The 14373-nt window shown below is 49.6% G+C and carries 19 protein-coding genes and 2 tRNA genes; 10 read left to right on the forward strand and 11 right to left on the reverse strand.

The genetic code is table 11. The features are described 5' to 3' along the window. Positions 1–30: 30 nt before the first annotated feature. Genes KNP64_RS10295 through KNP64_RS10305 form a run of 3 tightly spaced genes read right to left on the reverse strand, consistent with a single transcriptional unit; the run spans position 31 to position 1357 of the window. Positions 31–444, reverse strand: a complete 414-nt coding sequence (locus tag KNP64_RS10295; RefSeq protein ID WP_214708708.1) for a hypothetical protein — start codon at positions 442–444, stop codon at positions 31–33. Further along, on the reverse strand, positions 441–995 hold the full coding sequence (locus KNP64_RS10300) for a hypothetical protein (RefSeq protein ID WP_214793166.1): 555 nt from the start codon (positions 993–995) through the stop codon (positions 441–443). The genes KNP64_RS10295 and KNP64_RS10300 overlap by 4 nt, the downstream gene beginning before the upstream one ends. Positions 996–997: 2 nt before the next feature. Beyond that, positions 998–1357 carry a hypothetical protein gene (locus tag KNP64_RS10305; protein ID WP_034781168.1) on the reverse strand — a complete coding sequence of 120 codons (360 nt, stop codon included), beginning with the start codon at positions 1355–1357 and terminating at the stop codon, positions 998–1000. Between the two features lie 128 nt (positions 1358–1485). Here KNP64_RS10305 and KNP64_RS10310 point away from each other — a divergent pair. The 4 genes from KNP64_RS10310 to KNP64_RS10325 all read left to right on the forward strand — a co-directional run bounded on the left by KNP64_RS10310 (position 1486) and on the right by KNP64_RS10325 (position 3232). Then, a tRNA-Gly gene (locus KNP64_RS10310) sits at positions 1486–1559 on the forward strand. Between the two features lie 16 nt (positions 1560–1575). Continuing rightward, positions 1576–1649 (forward strand) — tRNA-Gly (locus KNP64_RS10315). Positions 1650–1829: 180 nt separating this feature from the next. Continuing rightward, entirely contained in the window at positions 1830–2630 is an 801-nt protein-coding gene (locus KNP64_RS10320; protein WP_034781170.1) for an MBL fold metallo-hydrolase, read from the forward strand. A 395-nt stretch (positions 2631–3025) separates the two neighbouring features. After that, positions 3026–3232 carry a DUF3006 domain-containing protein gene (locus KNP64_RS10325; RefSeq protein ID WP_016508383.1) on the forward strand — a complete coding sequence of 69 codons (207 nt, stop codon included), beginning with the start codon at positions 3026–3028 and terminating at the stop codon, positions 3230–3232. Positions 3233–3277: 45 nt separating this feature from the next. On the opposite strand, the gene KNP64_RS10330 is transcribed toward KNP64_RS10325, so the two are convergent. Beyond that, complete coding sequence (locus tag KNP64_RS10330; protein ID WP_138859961.1) at positions 3278–3829, reverse strand: TlpA family protein disulfide reductase; 552 nt, start codon at positions 3827–3829, stop codon at positions 3278–3280. A 74-nt stretch (positions 3830–3903) separates the two neighbouring features. Here KNP64_RS10330 and KNP64_RS10335 point away from each other — a divergent pair, with 74 nt between their 5' ends. Beyond that, positions 3904–4755 carry an aldose 1-epimerase family protein gene (locus KNP64_RS10335; protein WP_251126401.1) on the forward strand — a complete coding sequence of 284 codons (852 nt, stop codon included), beginning with the start codon at positions 3904–3906 and terminating at the stop codon, positions 4753–4755. A gap of 34 nt (positions 4756–4789) precedes the next feature. Here the strand turns inward: KNP64_RS10335 and KNP64_RS10340 are convergent, their stop codons facing one another. From KNP64_RS10340 to KNP64_RS10350, 3 genes are all read right to left on the reverse strand, one after another. Next, positions 4790–5008 carry a PspC domain-containing protein gene (locus KNP64_RS10340; protein ID WP_034781174.1) on the reverse strand — a complete coding sequence of 73 codons (219 nt, stop codon included), beginning with the start codon at positions 5006–5008 and terminating at the stop codon, positions 4790–4792. A 27-nt stretch (positions 5009–5035) separates the two neighbouring features. After that, complete coding sequence (locus KNP64_RS10345; RefSeq protein ID WP_034781176.1) at positions 5036–5740, reverse strand: SDR family oxidoreductase; 705 nt, start codon at positions 5738–5740, stop codon at positions 5036–5038. Positions 5741–5819: 79 nt separating this feature from the next. Beyond that, positions 5820–7049: an LCP family protein gene (locus KNP64_RS10350; protein ID WP_214793163.1), complete on the reverse strand. Its 1230-nt coding sequence runs from the start codon at positions 7047–7049 to the stop codon at positions 5820–5822. A gap of 202 nt (positions 7050–7251) precedes the next feature. Here KNP64_RS10350 and KNP64_RS10355 point away from each other — a divergent pair, with 202 nt between their 5' ends. Then, positions 7252–8166 (forward strand): hypothetical protein, encoded by a 915-nt coding sequence (locus KNP64_RS10355; RefSeq protein WP_214793160.1) that lies wholly within the window; start codon positions 7252–7254, stop codon positions 8164–8166. Positions 8167–8346: 180 nt separating this feature from the next. Here the strand turns inward: KNP64_RS10355 and KNP64_RS10360 are convergent, their stop codons facing one another. Beyond that, entirely contained in the window at positions 8347–8571 is a 225-nt protein-coding gene (locus tag KNP64_RS10360; protein WP_214764239.1) for a hypothetical protein, read from the reverse strand. Between the two features lie 475 nt (positions 8572–9046). Here KNP64_RS10360 and KNP64_RS10365 point away from each other — a divergent pair, with 475 nt between their 5' ends. Beyond that, on the forward strand, positions 9047–9766 hold the full coding sequence (locus KNP64_RS10365; RefSeq protein WP_214793157.1) for a hypothetical protein: 720 nt from the start codon (positions 9047–9049) through the stop codon (positions 9764–9766). Positions 9767–9824: 58 nt separating this feature from the next. Here the strand turns inward: KNP64_RS10365 and KNP64_RS10370 are convergent, their stop codons facing one another. Next, complete coding sequence (locus tag KNP64_RS10370; protein WP_034781184.1) at positions 9825–10196, reverse strand: hypothetical protein; 372 nt, start codon at positions 10194–10196, stop codon at positions 9825–9827. A 102-nt stretch (positions 10197–10298) separates the two neighbouring features. On the opposite strand from KNP64_RS10370, the gene KNP64_RS10375 reads away from it, so the two are divergent. Continuing rightward, on the forward strand, positions 10299–10715 hold the full coding sequence (locus KNP64_RS10375) for a VOC family protein (RefSeq protein WP_138859966.1): 417 nt from the start codon (positions 10299–10301) through the stop codon (positions 10713–10715). A 9-nt stretch (positions 10716–10724) separates the two neighbouring features. On the opposite strand, the gene KNP64_RS10380 is transcribed toward KNP64_RS10375, so the two are convergent. After that, on the reverse strand, positions 10725–11774 hold the full coding sequence (locus KNP64_RS10380; protein WP_034781187.1) for an NAD(P)/FAD-dependent oxidoreductase: 1050 nt from the start codon (positions 11772–11774) through the stop codon (positions 10725–10727). A gap of 189 nt (positions 11775–11963) precedes the next feature. On the opposite strand from KNP64_RS10380, the gene KNP64_RS10385 reads away from it, so the two are divergent. Beyond that, positions 11964–12812 (forward strand): ABC transporter ATP-binding protein, encoded by an 849-nt coding sequence (locus KNP64_RS10385; protein ID WP_138859968.1) that lies wholly within the window; start codon positions 11964–11966, stop codon positions 12810–12812. Between the two features lie 116 nt (positions 12813–12928). After that, on the forward strand, positions 12929–13483 hold the full coding sequence (locus tag KNP64_RS10390) for a methyltransferase family protein (protein ID WP_214793154.1): 555 nt from the start codon (positions 12929–12931) through the stop codon (positions 13481–13483). 65 nt (positions 13484–13548) lie between these two features. On the opposite strand, the gene KNP64_RS10395 is transcribed toward KNP64_RS10390, so the two are convergent. Then, positions 13549–14358 carry a DUF368 domain-containing protein gene (locus KNP64_RS10395; protein ID WP_214793151.1) on the reverse strand — a complete coding sequence of 270 codons (810 nt, stop codon included), beginning with the start codon at positions 14356–14358 and terminating at the stop codon, positions 13549–13551. Positions 14359–14373: the final 15 nt, after the last annotated feature.

Here is a 14373-nt window from a genome sequence, read left to right on the forward strand (position 1 = left end):
CACGCAACCGTTATAGGTGCGTGTCTCTTGTTATGTCCATTCGATCGAGTCGATAATCGATTCGATTTCCAACTTTTCATTCGTCACTTCATCGGCGACATACGTCAAAAACAAAAGTCGCTTCCCGTCTGTCAACGACCATACGTCGAGATGCATGCCGTCTTCAATTCCGCTCGCGTAGGCCGTCGTCATGCCGCCGGCCTCCGACGTGACGCTTGGGGCGACTTTGACGTCGATTGGGAACTCGCCTAAGAACGTGTTCAACTCTTGAAGCGCGGCGTCACTCGGGGCTTGCGCTTCCTCCGCTTCATAGATGGACATTTGAAGCGTCCCTTGTGCGTCTGCCTCGACCGAGTAAAAACTGACGTGGTCTTCTTCTTCGTTATATTCAAAGTGTTCTGGGTAGGATAGACGGATCCATCCGTCAATCTCGTATTCCTTCATGCTGTTTGCTCCTTCGTCTTCTTGAATGCTAGTCCAGTCACCATTTTCGCTTGAAGCGCATATTTGAGACGCTCCGTCACGTAAAGGCGTTGGCTGTTTCGATCTTGGGCAATCATATGCCCGAATAAATTCAATCTCACGGTTTGTCGTGATAAAAAGTAGAGCCGGTCCGGGTCTAGTGGACGATACTCACCAGAGTCCTCGAGATGTTCAATCTCAAAGCGGCGTAACACATTGAGTGCACAGTATTGATCCGTTTTCCCGGTGCTCGTGTGCAACTCGACGCGAACGAGTTGAATATCGTATGGGCATAAGTTCATAAAAATCGGGCCAATCCGTTCGTGGATGAGCAAAACGCCCATATCCGTCTCAATCAAATCGGGAAGCGCCTGCTTGTCTTGAGAGATACTCAAGACGACATAAGGACGTTCAGTCGGTGCGAGCAATTCCCCTTTAAAAAAGCGGAATCGTTGGATGCCGGTCAATACACGGGCTCGCCAGGCACTGCCCCGAGCTTCCGCTTCAATCCGATATAGCCTTTCTCGACTCACGACTACTCCCCCTTCAATTGTTTGAGCGACGCGACGAATCGTTCCCACTCCTGGTCGTCACAGACGACCTTACTTTCAATTCCCCATTCTTCATCGATAGTCAAACGTACTTCGTTCGTTTCGAGATGACGCGTGAGCTGTAACGTCCCGATTTGGACGAATAACGGTTCAATGATGAACTGATCGGTCGCCGGACTGACCCATTTCAAGCGCTCTGTCCGGAGAATCACATGCCAATTCGCCTCACGGCTGATTGAGAATGTCCATTGGCGCAGCTTCGTCTCATGATTAATTTGTTTGCCTTCTTTCATCATCCGAAAGCCCTCGCTCATCATCTGTAAATAGGATTTACGCTCACTCATGCCCCATCCACTCCTCTCTCCTATTATCTTAGCAAGACGACCTAGCCGCAACAACCAATGTTTTTTCAAAAAAGGGTTTGCAAAGCTAAAATCTTGTGCTATTATATTACCGTAACGTTAAGCGTTTCGCGGGTGTAGTTTAATGGTAAAACCTCAGCCTTCCAAGCTGATGACGAGAGTTCGATTCTCTTCACCCGCTCCATTTTAAAATTTCATATGCGGGTGTAGTTTAATGGTAAAACCTCAGCCTTCCAAGCTGATGACGAGAGTTCGATTCTCTTCACCCGCTCCAATTACCGACATATACGCGAGAATTTGCTCGCACACATAACCGCACGGTACACCGTGCATGAAGCAGGACGTCATTCGACGTTCTGCTTTTTTTGTTTTTCACGATAATAGCAGTCATACCGGCGACGCTTAAATGATGACGATTCGGGAAAAGGATGGAAGACAAGAAGGAGGGATTCCCGTGATTCAAGTACGTCTTCAACCGTTCACTGTTTACGAAAGTGCACTCATGCGAACGACTTCGACGTTGATTGAGACGAATGAGAGCTTAATCGTCATCGATCCGAACTGGCTGCCTGAAGAGATTGCCACCATCCGCCGAGACGTCGAACTGCGTCGACAAGGCAAAAAGCTGTATGTCATCTATACGCACCAGCATTACGACCATATTATCGGTGCCTATGCGTTTCCCGATGCGACCGTCATCGCATCTCAGGCGTTCGTCGAGACGGATGCGCGCTCGCAGTTAGACGAGATCCAGTCGTTTTATGAGCAGTACTATATCGATCGCCCCATCGTCAAACCGGCCGTCGACATCATGATCTCCGAGGACGGGACGCTCGCACTCGGCTCTACCCCCATCACGTTTTTATTGACGCCAGGACACGAGTCGACTCATATGTCTTTAATCGTCGAACCGCTGCGGCTCCTGATTTGTGGTGACTACGGGTCCAATATCGAGCCTCCGTTCATCGAGCATGATGCCGAGGCGTATTTGAATTCCTTGCAAAAACTCCAAGCCGCCATTTATGAGTATGAGATTCGGTGGCTCGTCCCGGGCCACGGCGATTTATGCGACGATCGCAGCAAAATGATGGAGCGACTGAGCGCCGCCGAAGAATATATCCTCGCCTTGCCAGAAGAACGCGTTTGGTCTCCCCATTGGCCCGAGCACGCCTTTTTCCAACGCGTCCATGAACGGAACCGTAAGCACGTCGAACAAAAAGCGAAAGATCGCGAGTCACGGCAGCAAGATTATTGACACAAAAAAATCGCAACGTCTCCCCAAGACGTTGCGATCCCCCCTATTATGTAGACCTATTTCTTTGTGATGCGCTCTGAACGGACCGTGAACATACGGTCAATCCCATAAATGGTCACGCCGGTTAAGGCGAGCAATCCAATCATAGCTGATGAAAACATTGACCATACCCCCATTGTTCACAAATTCGTCAAAATCACCCCGTGCCTTCATTATAGAAGAAAACAAACAAAAAAGAAAGCGTTTTCTCCTAACTTTCTTCACAATTTCGTCACCTCTTTGAGTTCCCATTTGCTTGTCCAGCCTTGCGCAAATATGTGTAGCTTTTGTGGAATGTGGGAATACACTCTATAAGAATAAAGAGACAGAAAGCTGTTCGTTGAGGAGGAAGAGGCATGATTAAGTACGGCACATTAGTGCGGGTCGAAGGGAAGTATGCCGTGTTACGTTGGAACAACGGCTCGAGTTTCATCCCAAGACGATTCTTGCCATCAGAAGCACGTGTTGGCGATACAATCATTCGAGACAATCATCACTATTATCTCGAGGAAGACATGACACCGAATTTTGATGCGCTCATCAAACAACATTATAAAAAGTAGACAAAGACAGACCGGTTCACTCCCAGTCTGTCTTTGTCCGTTCGTTTACTTTGTTTTGTCTCGCAACCAATCGAAATCGACCGGTCCGACTTGTTTGGCGGTGATCACACCGTCTGATCCGATGACATAGGTCGTCGGCATGGCCACAATGCGATACGTTTTTACAGCCTCGCCGTCTTCGTCTAACAGGACCGGGAAACTGAGCGGCACTTCTTCTAAAAATGCATCGACATCTCGTCGGCCGCGACGTTCGTTATTCGTGATGTTCACGCCTAGCACAGGGACGCCCGTCTCATCGCTAAATTTAATCAGTTCAGGTAGTTCTTCACGGCACGGAGGACACCACGTCGCCCAGAAGTTCACTACAACCGGCTGTCCATTGTAATCGGCGAGCGATAGGCGTTCCCCTTCGACCGTCTCCAGTTCAAGGGCCGGCGCGCGTTGACCGACCTCGAGACCGCCAAGTACGCTATCGTCCGTGGCGATGCTGACCGCCGGTTCCTTCGCCTGACTATTAAACTCGTCATATCCTTTATAGCCTAAACCGGCCACGAGGCCAGCCATGATCAATCCAATCGCTAGTTTATGAAATCGCATGATTTACCCCTTGTCCTGTGTACTGTTCACTCCTAAACTTAACTTATCATATCATTCAAAGGAGAGTAACTATCTTGCAACTTTACAACGAGAAAGTTAGCGTCACACTAAAAGCACACGGTGCCGAAATGACCAGTTGGAACGTCGACGGGACGGAGCTCCTCTGGCAAGGTGACCCAACGTATTGGGGCCGGCAAGCCCCAATCCTTTTTCCGTTCGTCGGACGCCTGCTCGACGACCGTTACTTATATGACGGAATGACGTACACGATGAGCCAACACGGATTTGCGCGCGACGAACTGTTCGAGGTCGCCGAGGCAACAGACACACACGTCCGCTTTGTCCTGCGCGATTCTGTCGAGACGCGTAAACACTATCCATTTTCATTCGAACTGAATGTCATCTATCGCCTCATCGGCGAAGAGTTGAGCGTGACGTATCGTGTCGTCAACCGAGATGATACCGTCCTCCCGTTCAGCATCGGCGGGCACCCGGCCTTTAATATCCCATTTGCCGGGGGGACGTTTGAAGACTATACGATTGACTTTGGGGAGACGCGAACACTCGACCGTCTATTGCTCGAAGGACCTTACTTGACGGGTGCCTATCAACCTCTCGGGGAACGCCGTTACATCCCGCTGACGCATCATTTGTTCGACCAAGATGCCCTCATCTTTGAACAAATCGAGTACGCAGCGCTTCGACATCAACCGAGCGGTCGGGCCATCGTCATGGAATCCCCTCACTTCACCCATTTCGGCATCTGGTCGCCTCCACACTCCGACGCCCCGTTCGCTTGTCTCGAACCTTGGTTCGGACACGCTGACTACAAAGGTCATCGGAAGGACATCCACCATAAAGAAGATATGCAATTGCTCGACCCTGGTGAGTCGTTCGAGGCGACTTACACGCTCTATACCGAATAAAAAACGAGCTGACCGATGCGGTCAGCTCGTTTTGTTAAAAGCGATTTTCTTGCTCCGCCTCATACTCTGACGGCGGTTTTTTCATGACGATGGCCAGGACGATATAAATCAATAGACCAGGACCCCCGAACAAAGCGAGGACGACGAAGATGATGCGCATTAACGTGACATCGACCCCGAGGTATTTCCCTAGTCCCGAACAGACACCGGCAATCATTTGATCAGACGGATCTTTATACAATTTTCGTTCCATCAGGACACCTTCTCCTCCAGATTTTCGTTAGCGTTGTGGTCGACGAAGCGTTGTTCTGCCTCCAGTCGCCACTTCCCCACGACTGTCAAAATCGAGTGCTTCATTGATTGGGGTACTGCCGGATTTCACTTCGATCCGACGGCCATACAATCCACGATTATCGAGCGAAGCGGTGATGATCGTCGCGACGTCCGTTTCAGAAATCGTCGCACCATTCGCATCACTCAAGTCTTCCGATGCCTCAATCGAGCCTTTCCCTGGCCCATCTACAATTGTCACTGGGCAAATGATCGTGTAGTTTAAACCGCTATGTTCGATATACTCATCGGCCGCGTTATTGGCAGACAAGAAGTTGAAATGTTCTTTCGGTGCCGCGTCCGGTTGATCCGCGCCGTATGCACTGAGCAAGACGACGTGACGGACACGTTCTTTTTTAGCAGCGTCAATCGCTTTCATCGCGACGTTGCGGTCCAGCAGTTCGATTTCCTTGCTTGATCCATCTGCCCCTGCCGTTGCCGCGATGATGACGGCATCTTGTCCCGAGGTCGCCTCGTGAATCCCTTTATCCAATTCTTTCTCGACGTCGACGGTGAGCACGCGCGCACCCATCTTTTCATACTCTGCCTGTAGTTCAGGATAACGAATTAAAGCGGTCACTTGATGCGATTTCGCTAAACTTTTCAATACACGTCTACCGATTTTTCCTGTTGCTCCAATGACTAAAACTTTCATTCAAATTTCCCTCCTCAAAAGAGTAGTTCATTTGATTAAATTTCCTCTTTCGGAACGGAATCAAACCCTTTTCGCGAAATTATCTCACCGTTCCCCACATCGTCAAGTCGAGGGCGTCACGAATGGCTTGAACACTCGCTTCGGTCGGTTGATAGTAATAGACGTTATCGATGTAGGCGTCTTCTCCTTCGATTTGAAGTTTATCCACCTGCGGCTGTAATACCATCGTCATTCCGATCGATGCCATCTGCAACGGATTCATTTCGAGTCCCATTTCGTCTTTCATGAAACGATACGTCGCCGGGATTTTCGTCCACCCCGTCGGACTGGCCAATTTATCGGCGACGGCCGACATGACTTCGGTTTGGCGGTTAGAGCGGGCACCGTCCGTGTCTGTCTTCCGGTGACGGGCGTAGGCGAGCGCCATGTCCCCGTCCATGGCGTAAGACACTCCTTCTGTGTACTCATACGTTTGATTGAAGCCTTTCTCGCTGAACGAGTGGGTCGCTGTGACGTTGACGCCGCCGACGAGGTCAATCAATTCCATAAACGTTTCAAACGTGATCACGACTTGACCGTCGACCGAGGTTTCCGTCAGTCCTTCTACCGCCCCGACCGTACAATCCGCACCGCCATAGGCGAACGCATGGGTGATTTTATCGCCTTCTCGTTCTGGTTCGCAAGGAATCGCTGTATACGTGTCCCGCGGAATCGAGACGTTTTGAACAGTGCGTGAACGTGGTACAAATTCCATCAACTGTAAAGAGTCCGTCCGTGATCCAGATAATGATTCTCCGACGCGGGCGTCACTTCCCATCACTAAAAACGTGACAGGACGCGTTGCCATATAGCCGACTCCGATGAGGAGGAGCAACATGACAAGCAATAGCTTCCCTTTCCACTTCCGGCGGCGCGGTTTGTCTTTCGGTGCGGTCGCCTCATGTTTGACGTGAGTTCGTTCCGGTTCACGTGTTTGGCGTCTCGGTTCCCGTCGTTCTTCTCGAAGTGGCTTTGATTTACGTTTCGTGCCGAACGGAAGAGTTAACTTCGCTTTCGGTTTCCGGACGTCGCGCGCTTTCTTTTTTGGTTCAGACGACTGTTCATTCGCTCGGTTTAGAAACGGATGCTCGCCTTGTGTCGCCTCTGCTTGCCGGCCCGTCTCCCATCTTTCCGGGTTCTCTTCGTTTGTTTGATGATTTATCGTTTCGTGTCGAGCTTGTTCGTTTAGCTGAGCCTCTTCACTCAACCGTTCCCGTTCGAGCTCACGCTTTCTGCGTTCGACACGTGATAAGTGTTGATCGTCATTCATATGCAATACCTCAATTATGGTTAGATTTTTCTACATTATCATCGACAAACGTTTTTCTGACAACGGTTAACGTAAAAATCCGTCTCAAGCATGAGACGGAAGGGTTGTTTTGAATCGAAAGCGGGAAAGGAATAATAATTGGTGTCTGCCCATCTGCGGACAGTTACTTTGTTCGACGTCCTCTTGAAAGGAGGGAGAGCTAATGCGTATCGGGAAGTTACGGATGTTGCTAGAACAGTACGGCGAAGCCACGCTTCGCGATGTGATTGTCGAGATGTATCGAAACATCCCTAAAACCGTGATTGAAGAGAAAGACATCGACTTTATGGTCAGCCAGTTCACACGATATAAAGAACAAAAATCGTCAGACGAACGTCATTCGCTCTCACAAACCATCGTCCTCGCTGAACGTTTTGTCGAATTGGCTTATGATCACTTATATGTAGTACCGAACCAAGTGATGAGTGAACGTGACCAAAAAAATTGGTACATTCATGCGAAAAAAATCATTCGCGATTTAGTCTATTACGCGGATGACGAGCCCGAGGCCCGGACGATGTACGAAGAAATGTTTTTGTTGCTGTCGTCTTCAGCGGGAGAAGAACCGCTCTTCACAACGAGCGATCCTTTCCGGTTGTTAAAATTGTCTCAAACCACGATGTTATCCCAACTGATTCAGTATTATCAACTTGATGCCCCCACGACCGCCGTTTGGATCGATCGTTCCTTATACACCGCACTCCATGTCCCAAAAGATGTTGACTCGACTCGGGTCGACCTGCTCTCGACACTCCTCGATCAATCTTATAATTCGTCCGAATGGAATTTGCTCCGTGAACGTTTGACCACGTTGTGCGACCGCACATTAGCCAAAGCCCACACAGACGAGAACGCCCTTGCCGATTATCAAGCCTTAAAGATGCTTGAGCTGGAATTACTCGTGGAGCGCGGCCATTTATCAGAAGCCGAACAAAAGTTGTTCGCCGAATATATCCCTTTCTTCTCCCATCGTTCAGAACCGTTCAAAGTATATGTGAATATGCTCGAAAGTCGTGGCCACGCGAATGAAACGAAACGACTGCGACGACTCGCCAAAGAAAAACGAATCCAATTTTAATCATACAAAAAAGGGAGTCAATCGACAGCGTCGGTTGACTCCAAAACATGATATGAACGAGGGGTGTTCATCTGAAAAGGAGGGGAAGTTGGTGCAGAACTTCCTTCCTACACGTTTAGTATAAATTAGATTTGAAACCGCTTCCGATTCAGATATTGCATTTTTGTGAACGTTTTCACGTTATTCAATCGCATTGATAATCCCTAGCCCAATCACGGATAATAATACAATCAATACAAAAATGAACACCATCTCGTTCGGGGAGCGAAACCCTTCATATAGTTCTACCGCTTCGTCAACGATGACGTTCTCATGGACAACGATCGGATTCGTTTCCGCCTGCGTCGTATGCGGTATACCCATCAACACTACTGCTAATAACCAAAAACTTATTACGTATCGCATAGTCGTCTCCTTGACTCGTTTCTTACCCATCAGTATAGCATGTCTTTTTCATTTAACCTGAATTGGATTGTTCTACGTTTTAACAAATATCACACCCTGTTTCATCCTCCGCCATCAAACCTCTTTATGTATGTCTTAGCCAGATAGAGTCTCGTCCTTGCGCCATTTCCACGTCAAATCGGAAAAATTTTTGGGTGTTTTTTGAAACAAATACGCTCTTGATTTCCCAATAAATGTTCATCAATTTAATACGAGCATTTAAATGTGGTAACGCTTACAATTTAAGGGTATCTCATTTTATATAGAAAGTAGGACCGCTCGGATGAAGCAGACCTTTACAATCAAAGAAAGTCGTGAACTTCCACCCCATCTTCGACCATTGCTCCACAATCTTTATCCCCCTCAGCACGTCCCGAATCTGTTCAGCTTTCCACCACAGTGCTCGTTGTATACCGGTTGGCTAGGAAATGAGCTCATGGCCGCCATCACCGTGGATTATCGTGACCTCCCCACCACCCAACAGATTCGCATGACTGATGCAGCCTATACAAATTTCGCGGCATTGCGTGGGTTGATCGATCGCGTCTTGTATCAATTCCATCCGCATATCGGACAAAAAACGATGGTCTCTTTAAATGTCCAAAACGCAAAGGCACTTCAACGACTCGATTCGTTCACCGCCATCGGGTTCACACCTCATCTTGAGTCGACCGTTTATGATTTACCTGTACTACCGTTCCAAAAAGAGACATACGTGCAATGGCAACTCTGCCTTGAGCATCCCGAAACGTATGCGTCATGGTCATCGACCCGCAATCAGTACGCCCGTCTTTTGCCAGGCGCCTTACCGGTTTCGGCTAGAACCATCGACGAATGTCATCGAAATCAAGGTGCGTTCCATTCATTGAGACGGAACGGTGCTGTCGTGGGCACGATGTATAGCCGAATCGAGTTCTCGCGCTTGCATATTCATGAGCTCCACATGACGTGCGACTCATTCACGACCCGAGAAGGTCTCTCGTTCCTCCAACAATCATCTTTCATAAAGTTGAAAAAGATTCAAGACGTCAAGGTCACCGTGACATCGCTCCAACCAAGCTTGCGAGACGCCCTACTAAAACAAAAAGCCACCCAAACATCTGTCAGCACTCATACATTTTTAAAAGAATTGGTCCCTTATCCTTCTGTACAGTAAACAGTAAAAAAACACGAAACGTTCTGGGTCCTTCATCGGACTCGTTCGTTTCGTGTTTTCATTCGGCAGCGTTTGTCGATTCCATCGCGAGCGGTGGCATCTGTTCAAAAAGATCGGTTCTAAGTCCTGTATCGCGCCGATCCAACGATTCGATTCGATCGAATTGGATCTCGCGGTCCGCCACGCTGAACCAATAGGTGATATGTGGCTCGTCTGTAAAACGCAGGGCATAATTGGAACCGTTCAAATGAAAGTCCACTTCCGTCGACAAGATTTCAGCAGGACCAATTTTTTTATGTGTCGTCAATCGTTCCAGGACGACTTGTTCTTCATTGATCCGATAATCGACAAACGTCGCAAGTGAGAGTCCAAACACAAATGACACCAGCGCGAACGCGCTGATCAATCCAAGAGTGATCTTTCCGTTCATTTCGCCGTCCCTCCCTCTTTCAGTATATCGGATTCCGACAAAACGTTGTGAAGTGACATTTTGTTCAAGTTTCGTCAAACTAGAGTGTGAGGAGGGATCAAGATGCACATTGACCATACCGGAATCGCTGTCCGTGATTTAGACGAAGCGATTTCATTTTACACGACCGTCCTACAAGGGAAGCTCGTCGATCGCTACACAAACACAGCGGTCGGCGTCGAGACGGAAATCGCCGTCATCCACGTCGGTGACGATGTGATTGAACTGTTGTTGCCGACGAGCCCGACGAGTCCAATCGCCCGCTTCATGAAAGCACGAGGCAAAGGCGTCCACCATATCGCCTACCGGGTTGATGACTTAACCCAATCGATCGAGTCGCTCAAACGAGACGGCATTTCCTTTTTAGAGGACACGTTGCGGACGACGGCAAAAGGCCGACGTCTCATCTATATGGACCCACGTCATTCGGGCGGCGTCATCGTCGAACTGTGCGACTATCCGACAACAAACAAGCAGTGAGGGAGCCCCTCACTGCTTTTGTAATGCCTGCTCGATGATATCACGGTTTTTTGTCTTCAACCGTTCGTTGTGCGAGGACACCATCGCCGCTTTCGTGGCGTCCGGATCGATGAACGTCTTTGCACGGTTGACGGCATTGGCCGCATCTTGGAAAGCGCCCGCGATGAGGTGGACTTTCCCTTCATGCGTTAAGATATCGCCCGCTGCATATAAACCTGGCACCGACGACTCGCTGCTCGCATTGCCTTTCACGTAAAAACCATCCACCATCTCGACTTGTAACTCGCAATCACCGAGCAGCGCCGTATCCTGCTCGTACCCATGGTTGATGACGACTTCGTCGACTTCTACGAGATCACGTTCCCCCGTCCCGCAATCGACGAGCGAAACCGCATGAATCGTCGTCCCATCCCGAGAGATGAGGTCTTCGATTTGCGTATGCAACCGACAGTCGACACGGCCACAAAGCAACTTATCGACTTGTGACTCATGTCCCTTGAGCGCTTCTTTCCGGTACGTTAAAATGACGCGCTCAGCAATCGGTTCGAGCTCATTGGCCCAGTCGATGGCACTGTTGCCGCCCCCTGAGATCAACACTGTCTTTCCTTTGAACGCCATGAGCGATTTGACCGTATAGTGTAAATTCGAGACCTCGAAGCGCTCTGCCCCGCTGATGTCGATTTTCTGTGGTTGTAGGATGCCGCTTCCTGTCGCGACGATGACCGTCTTGGAAACATGCTGTCCATGTGTCGTATCGAGTACGAAATGGCCTTGGTTGTCCTTCGTCATCGATTCGACTTTCTCTCCGAGCACGACGGTCGGATCAAACGTCAAGCCTTGTTCCACCAATTGTTCGATAAGGCGAGCACCGGTCGTCGGTGTGACCCCGCCGACGTCCCAAATCATCTTCTCTGGATAGACATGGATTTTGCCGCCGAGATGTGGTTGAAACTCAATCAATTTCGTCTTCATCCCACGAAGCCCACTATAAAACGTCGCATATAGTCCGGCTGGTCCGCCTCCAATAATCGTTACATCATATACATCTTGTTCGCTCATCGCCCTCACCCTTCCTTGAAACTCCAGCGCCATTGATTCTCATTCTCATTCACTATACCTTGAAACACGCCTGTCGACAATCTATTTTGACATCAAACAAACATTGACACGATGTGTGGCACTTGCTATAGTAGATTCGATATTGAGAATCATTATCACGGGCGTCATCTACGGAAAGGGGAATCCATCATGTCACGGATACATACGACAGATATCGAGGTCGGATATGGCGACAAGACGATTGTAAAACAATTGAGCTTGTCGATTCCCGACCATAAAATCACGACGATCATCGGACCGAACGGCTGTGGAAAATCGACGCTCTTGAAGGCGATGACCCGGATTCTTTCTCCGTCTAACGGTTCAGTCCATTTGGACGGAGCCGACATCGCCAAATGTAACACGAAAGAGATCGCCCGAAAAATGGCGATCCTGCCGCAAACGCCAGAAGGTGCCGGCGGATTGACGGTTGGAGAACTCGTCTCCTACGGCCGGTTCCCTTATCAATCCGGATTTGGCCGCCTTTCGAAACATGATCATGAAGTGATTGATTGGGCGCTTGACGTGACCGGGACGCTCGCCTATAAAGACCGCAGCGTCGATGCCCTCTCAGGCGGACAACGTCAGCGTGTATGGATTGCGATGGCGCTCGCCCAAGAGACCGATTTGATTTTCTTGGACGAACCGACGACGTATCTCGACTTGGCCCATCAGCTCGAAGTACTCGAACTGCTCGAGACGCTCAATCGAGACCAAGGACGAACCATCGTCATGGTCCTCCACGACTTGAATCAGGCCGCTCGCTTTGCCGATCACATCGTCGCGATGAAAGACGGCGAAGTACTCGCGACAGGAACGGCCGAAGAAGTCATCTGTCCGCTCGTCCTCAGACAAGTATTCCACATCGATGCCATCATCGGTCGCGACCCGCGGACCGAGAAGCCGATGTGTCTCACGTATCACTTGATCAAAGAAGAGACAAACGAAGTGAAACACGACAAACAGGTCGCCGCAGCACTGCTTACCAACGCGTATTAATCGGCTGAGCACTACTTAACGTCCCGCACATTGCGAGACGTTTTTTCATTCAGCGTGCGTTTTTGGGGAGGAAGACGCGGGTATTGAGTGGAAGATACTGAGAAAGGAGGCACGCTATGGATTGGTTAGACGGGTTCTTCATTCTCATCTCAGTCGCTTGGCTATATGAAATTTGGCGTTACCGAAATCGGTCCGAGCCGACCGACGGCGCCAGTGAGCACGCCAGTTTTTACATCGTTTCATTGATCATGGTCATCGTGTTCGCGGTTTCCATCGGATTATCCGTCTGGACAGATGTACGTCAACCGCTTCCCCAACGTCTGCTCGGACTCGGTTGCTACGTAGCCGGAGTGTCGCTCCGCTATTGGGGCATCGGGCAGTTGCGCCATCAGTTCACCCGTCACGTCGTCGTCCGTCCCGAGGATGAACTCGTCAGTTCGGGGCCGTATCGCTATTTACGTCACCCGCTCTACACAGGGCTCTTGTTTATCACACTCGGGTTTTCACTTTACTTCACGCATTGGGGCATCGCCTTATTCGGCGCATTCTCGATTGGTTTAGCGCTGTTATGGCGAATTCATATCGAAGAGAAGATGCTGACCTCTCATTTCGGGAGCGCGTATCGAACGTGGGCCAAATCGCGTAAACGATTGATCCCGTTCATCTATTGAGCAACAATCGCTGAATAAACCAAAAACATGCACGCCGTCAATCGATGACGGTCGTGCATGTTTTTTTATACAGAGAAGCGTCCGAGCAGACGGACGATCATAAAGCCTGCTCCAAATGAGAGGATACTGAGCACCCACATGAGCGTCGTGTCCGGGAGACCCGGGAATACGACCGCGAGCGAGCCGATGACGAGGCCTAAAATGACAGAAAACGTCATGCCTGGAAAATGGCCGAGCAAATAGCGGATTACTTTACTGCTGACGATGAAACCGACCGCCACCCCAAGACCGACGATACCGATGATGAGAATATTCAAGTTCGATAACGCACTGATGACGGTTGGATAGACCCCGATGAGAAGCAAGACGAACGAGCCGCTGATCCCTGGTAACAACATGGCCATACTTCCGAGCCATCCTGAGAAGAACAACAGGATCGCCGTGCTTGTGGAAAGTTCTGTAATGATGGCCGTATCCGCCGGTTTAATGATAGCCATGCTCGCCACAAGAATGGCCCCGATCGCCATGGCGACGATATGTACCGGACGCATGACCGCACGCGATCGAAATTCAAACAGGAGCAACGGGATTATCCCGAGAATCAACCCGATGAAAAAGAACTGGGTCGGCTCGTAATATTCAAGCAGCAAAAATTCGATTACGCGGCTAAGACCTAAAATCGCACCCGCCATCCCGATCCCGAGCGGAATCAAGAACAAGATATGCTGTTTCCAATGTCGACTGAAAATCCCACTGATCGCTTCAATCAACCGGTCATAAATTCCTAAAATAACTGCAATCGTCCCACCACTGACACCGGGAATCAAGTCACTCGTCCCCATCGCGATGCCGCGCAGGATATTTTTCCATTCCATACATGATCTCCTTTT

It is taken from the genome of Exiguobacterium sp. s64, assembly GCF_018618035.1.
GTDB lineage: Bacteria > Bacillota > Bacilli > Exiguobacteriales > Exiguobacteriaceae > Exiguobacterium > Exiguobacterium mexicanum_A.

Coding starts and splice junctions, on each gene's coding strand:
- KNP64_RS10295 (WP_214708708.1), bottom strand. CDS start 444: ATGAAGGAATACGAGATTGACGGATGGATCCGTCTATCCTACCCAGAA.
- KNP64_RS10305 (WP_034781168.1), bottom strand. CDS start 1,357: ATGAGTGAGCGTAAATCCTATTTACAGATGATGAGCGAGGGCTTTCGG.
- KNP64_RS10325 (WP_016508383.1), top strand. CDS start 3,026: ATGATTAAGTACGGCACATTAGTGCGGGTCGAAGGGAAGTATGCCGTG.
- KNP64_RS10330 (WP_138859961.1), bottom strand. CDS start 3,829: ATGCGATTTCATAAACTAGCGATTGGATTGATCATGGCTGGCCTCGTG.
- KNP64_RS10340 (WP_034781174.1), bottom strand. CDS start 5,008: ATGGAACGAAAATTGTATAAAGATCCGTCTGATCAAATGATTGCCGGT.
- KNP64_RS10345 (WP_034781176.1), bottom strand. CDS start 5,740: ATGAAAGTTTTAGTCATTGGAGCAACAGGAAAAATCGGTAGACGTGTA.
- KNP64_RS10350 (WP_214793163.1), bottom strand. CDS start 7,049: ATGAATGACGATCAACACTTATCACGTGTCGAACGCAGAAAGCGTGAG.
- KNP64_RS10355 (WP_214793160.1), top strand. CDS start 7,252: ATGCGTATCGGGAAGTTACGGATGTTGCTAGAACAGTACGGCGAAGCC.
- KNP64_RS10360 (WP_214764239.1), bottom strand. CDS start 8,571: ATGCGATACGTAATAAGTTTTTGGTTATTAGCAGTAGTGTTGATGGGT.
- KNP64_RS10365 (WP_214793157.1), top strand. CDS start 9,047: ATGGCCGCCATCACCGTGGATTATCGTGACCTCCCCACCACCCAACAG.
- KNP64_RS10370 (WP_034781184.1), bottom strand. CDS start 10,196: ATGAACGGAAAGATCACTCTTGGATTGATCAGCGCGTTCGCGCTGGTG.
- KNP64_RS10375 (WP_138859966.1), top strand. CDS start 10,299: ATGCACATTGACCATACCGGAATCGCTGTCCGTGATTTAGACGAAGCG.
- KNP64_RS10380 (WP_034781187.1), bottom strand. CDS start 11,774: ATGAGCGAACAAGATGTATATGATGTAACGATTATTGGAGGCGGACCA.
- KNP64_RS10385 (WP_138859968.1), top strand. CDS start 11,964: ATGTCACGGATACATACGACAGATATCGAGGTCGGATATGGCGACAAG.
- KNP64_RS10390 (WP_214793154.1), top strand. CDS start 12,929: ATGGATTGGTTAGACGGGTTCTTCATTCTCATCTCAGTCGCTTGGCTA.
- KNP64_RS10395 (WP_214793151.1), bottom strand. CDS start 14,358: ATGGAATGGAAAAATATCCTGCGCGGCATCGCGATGGGGACGAGTGAC.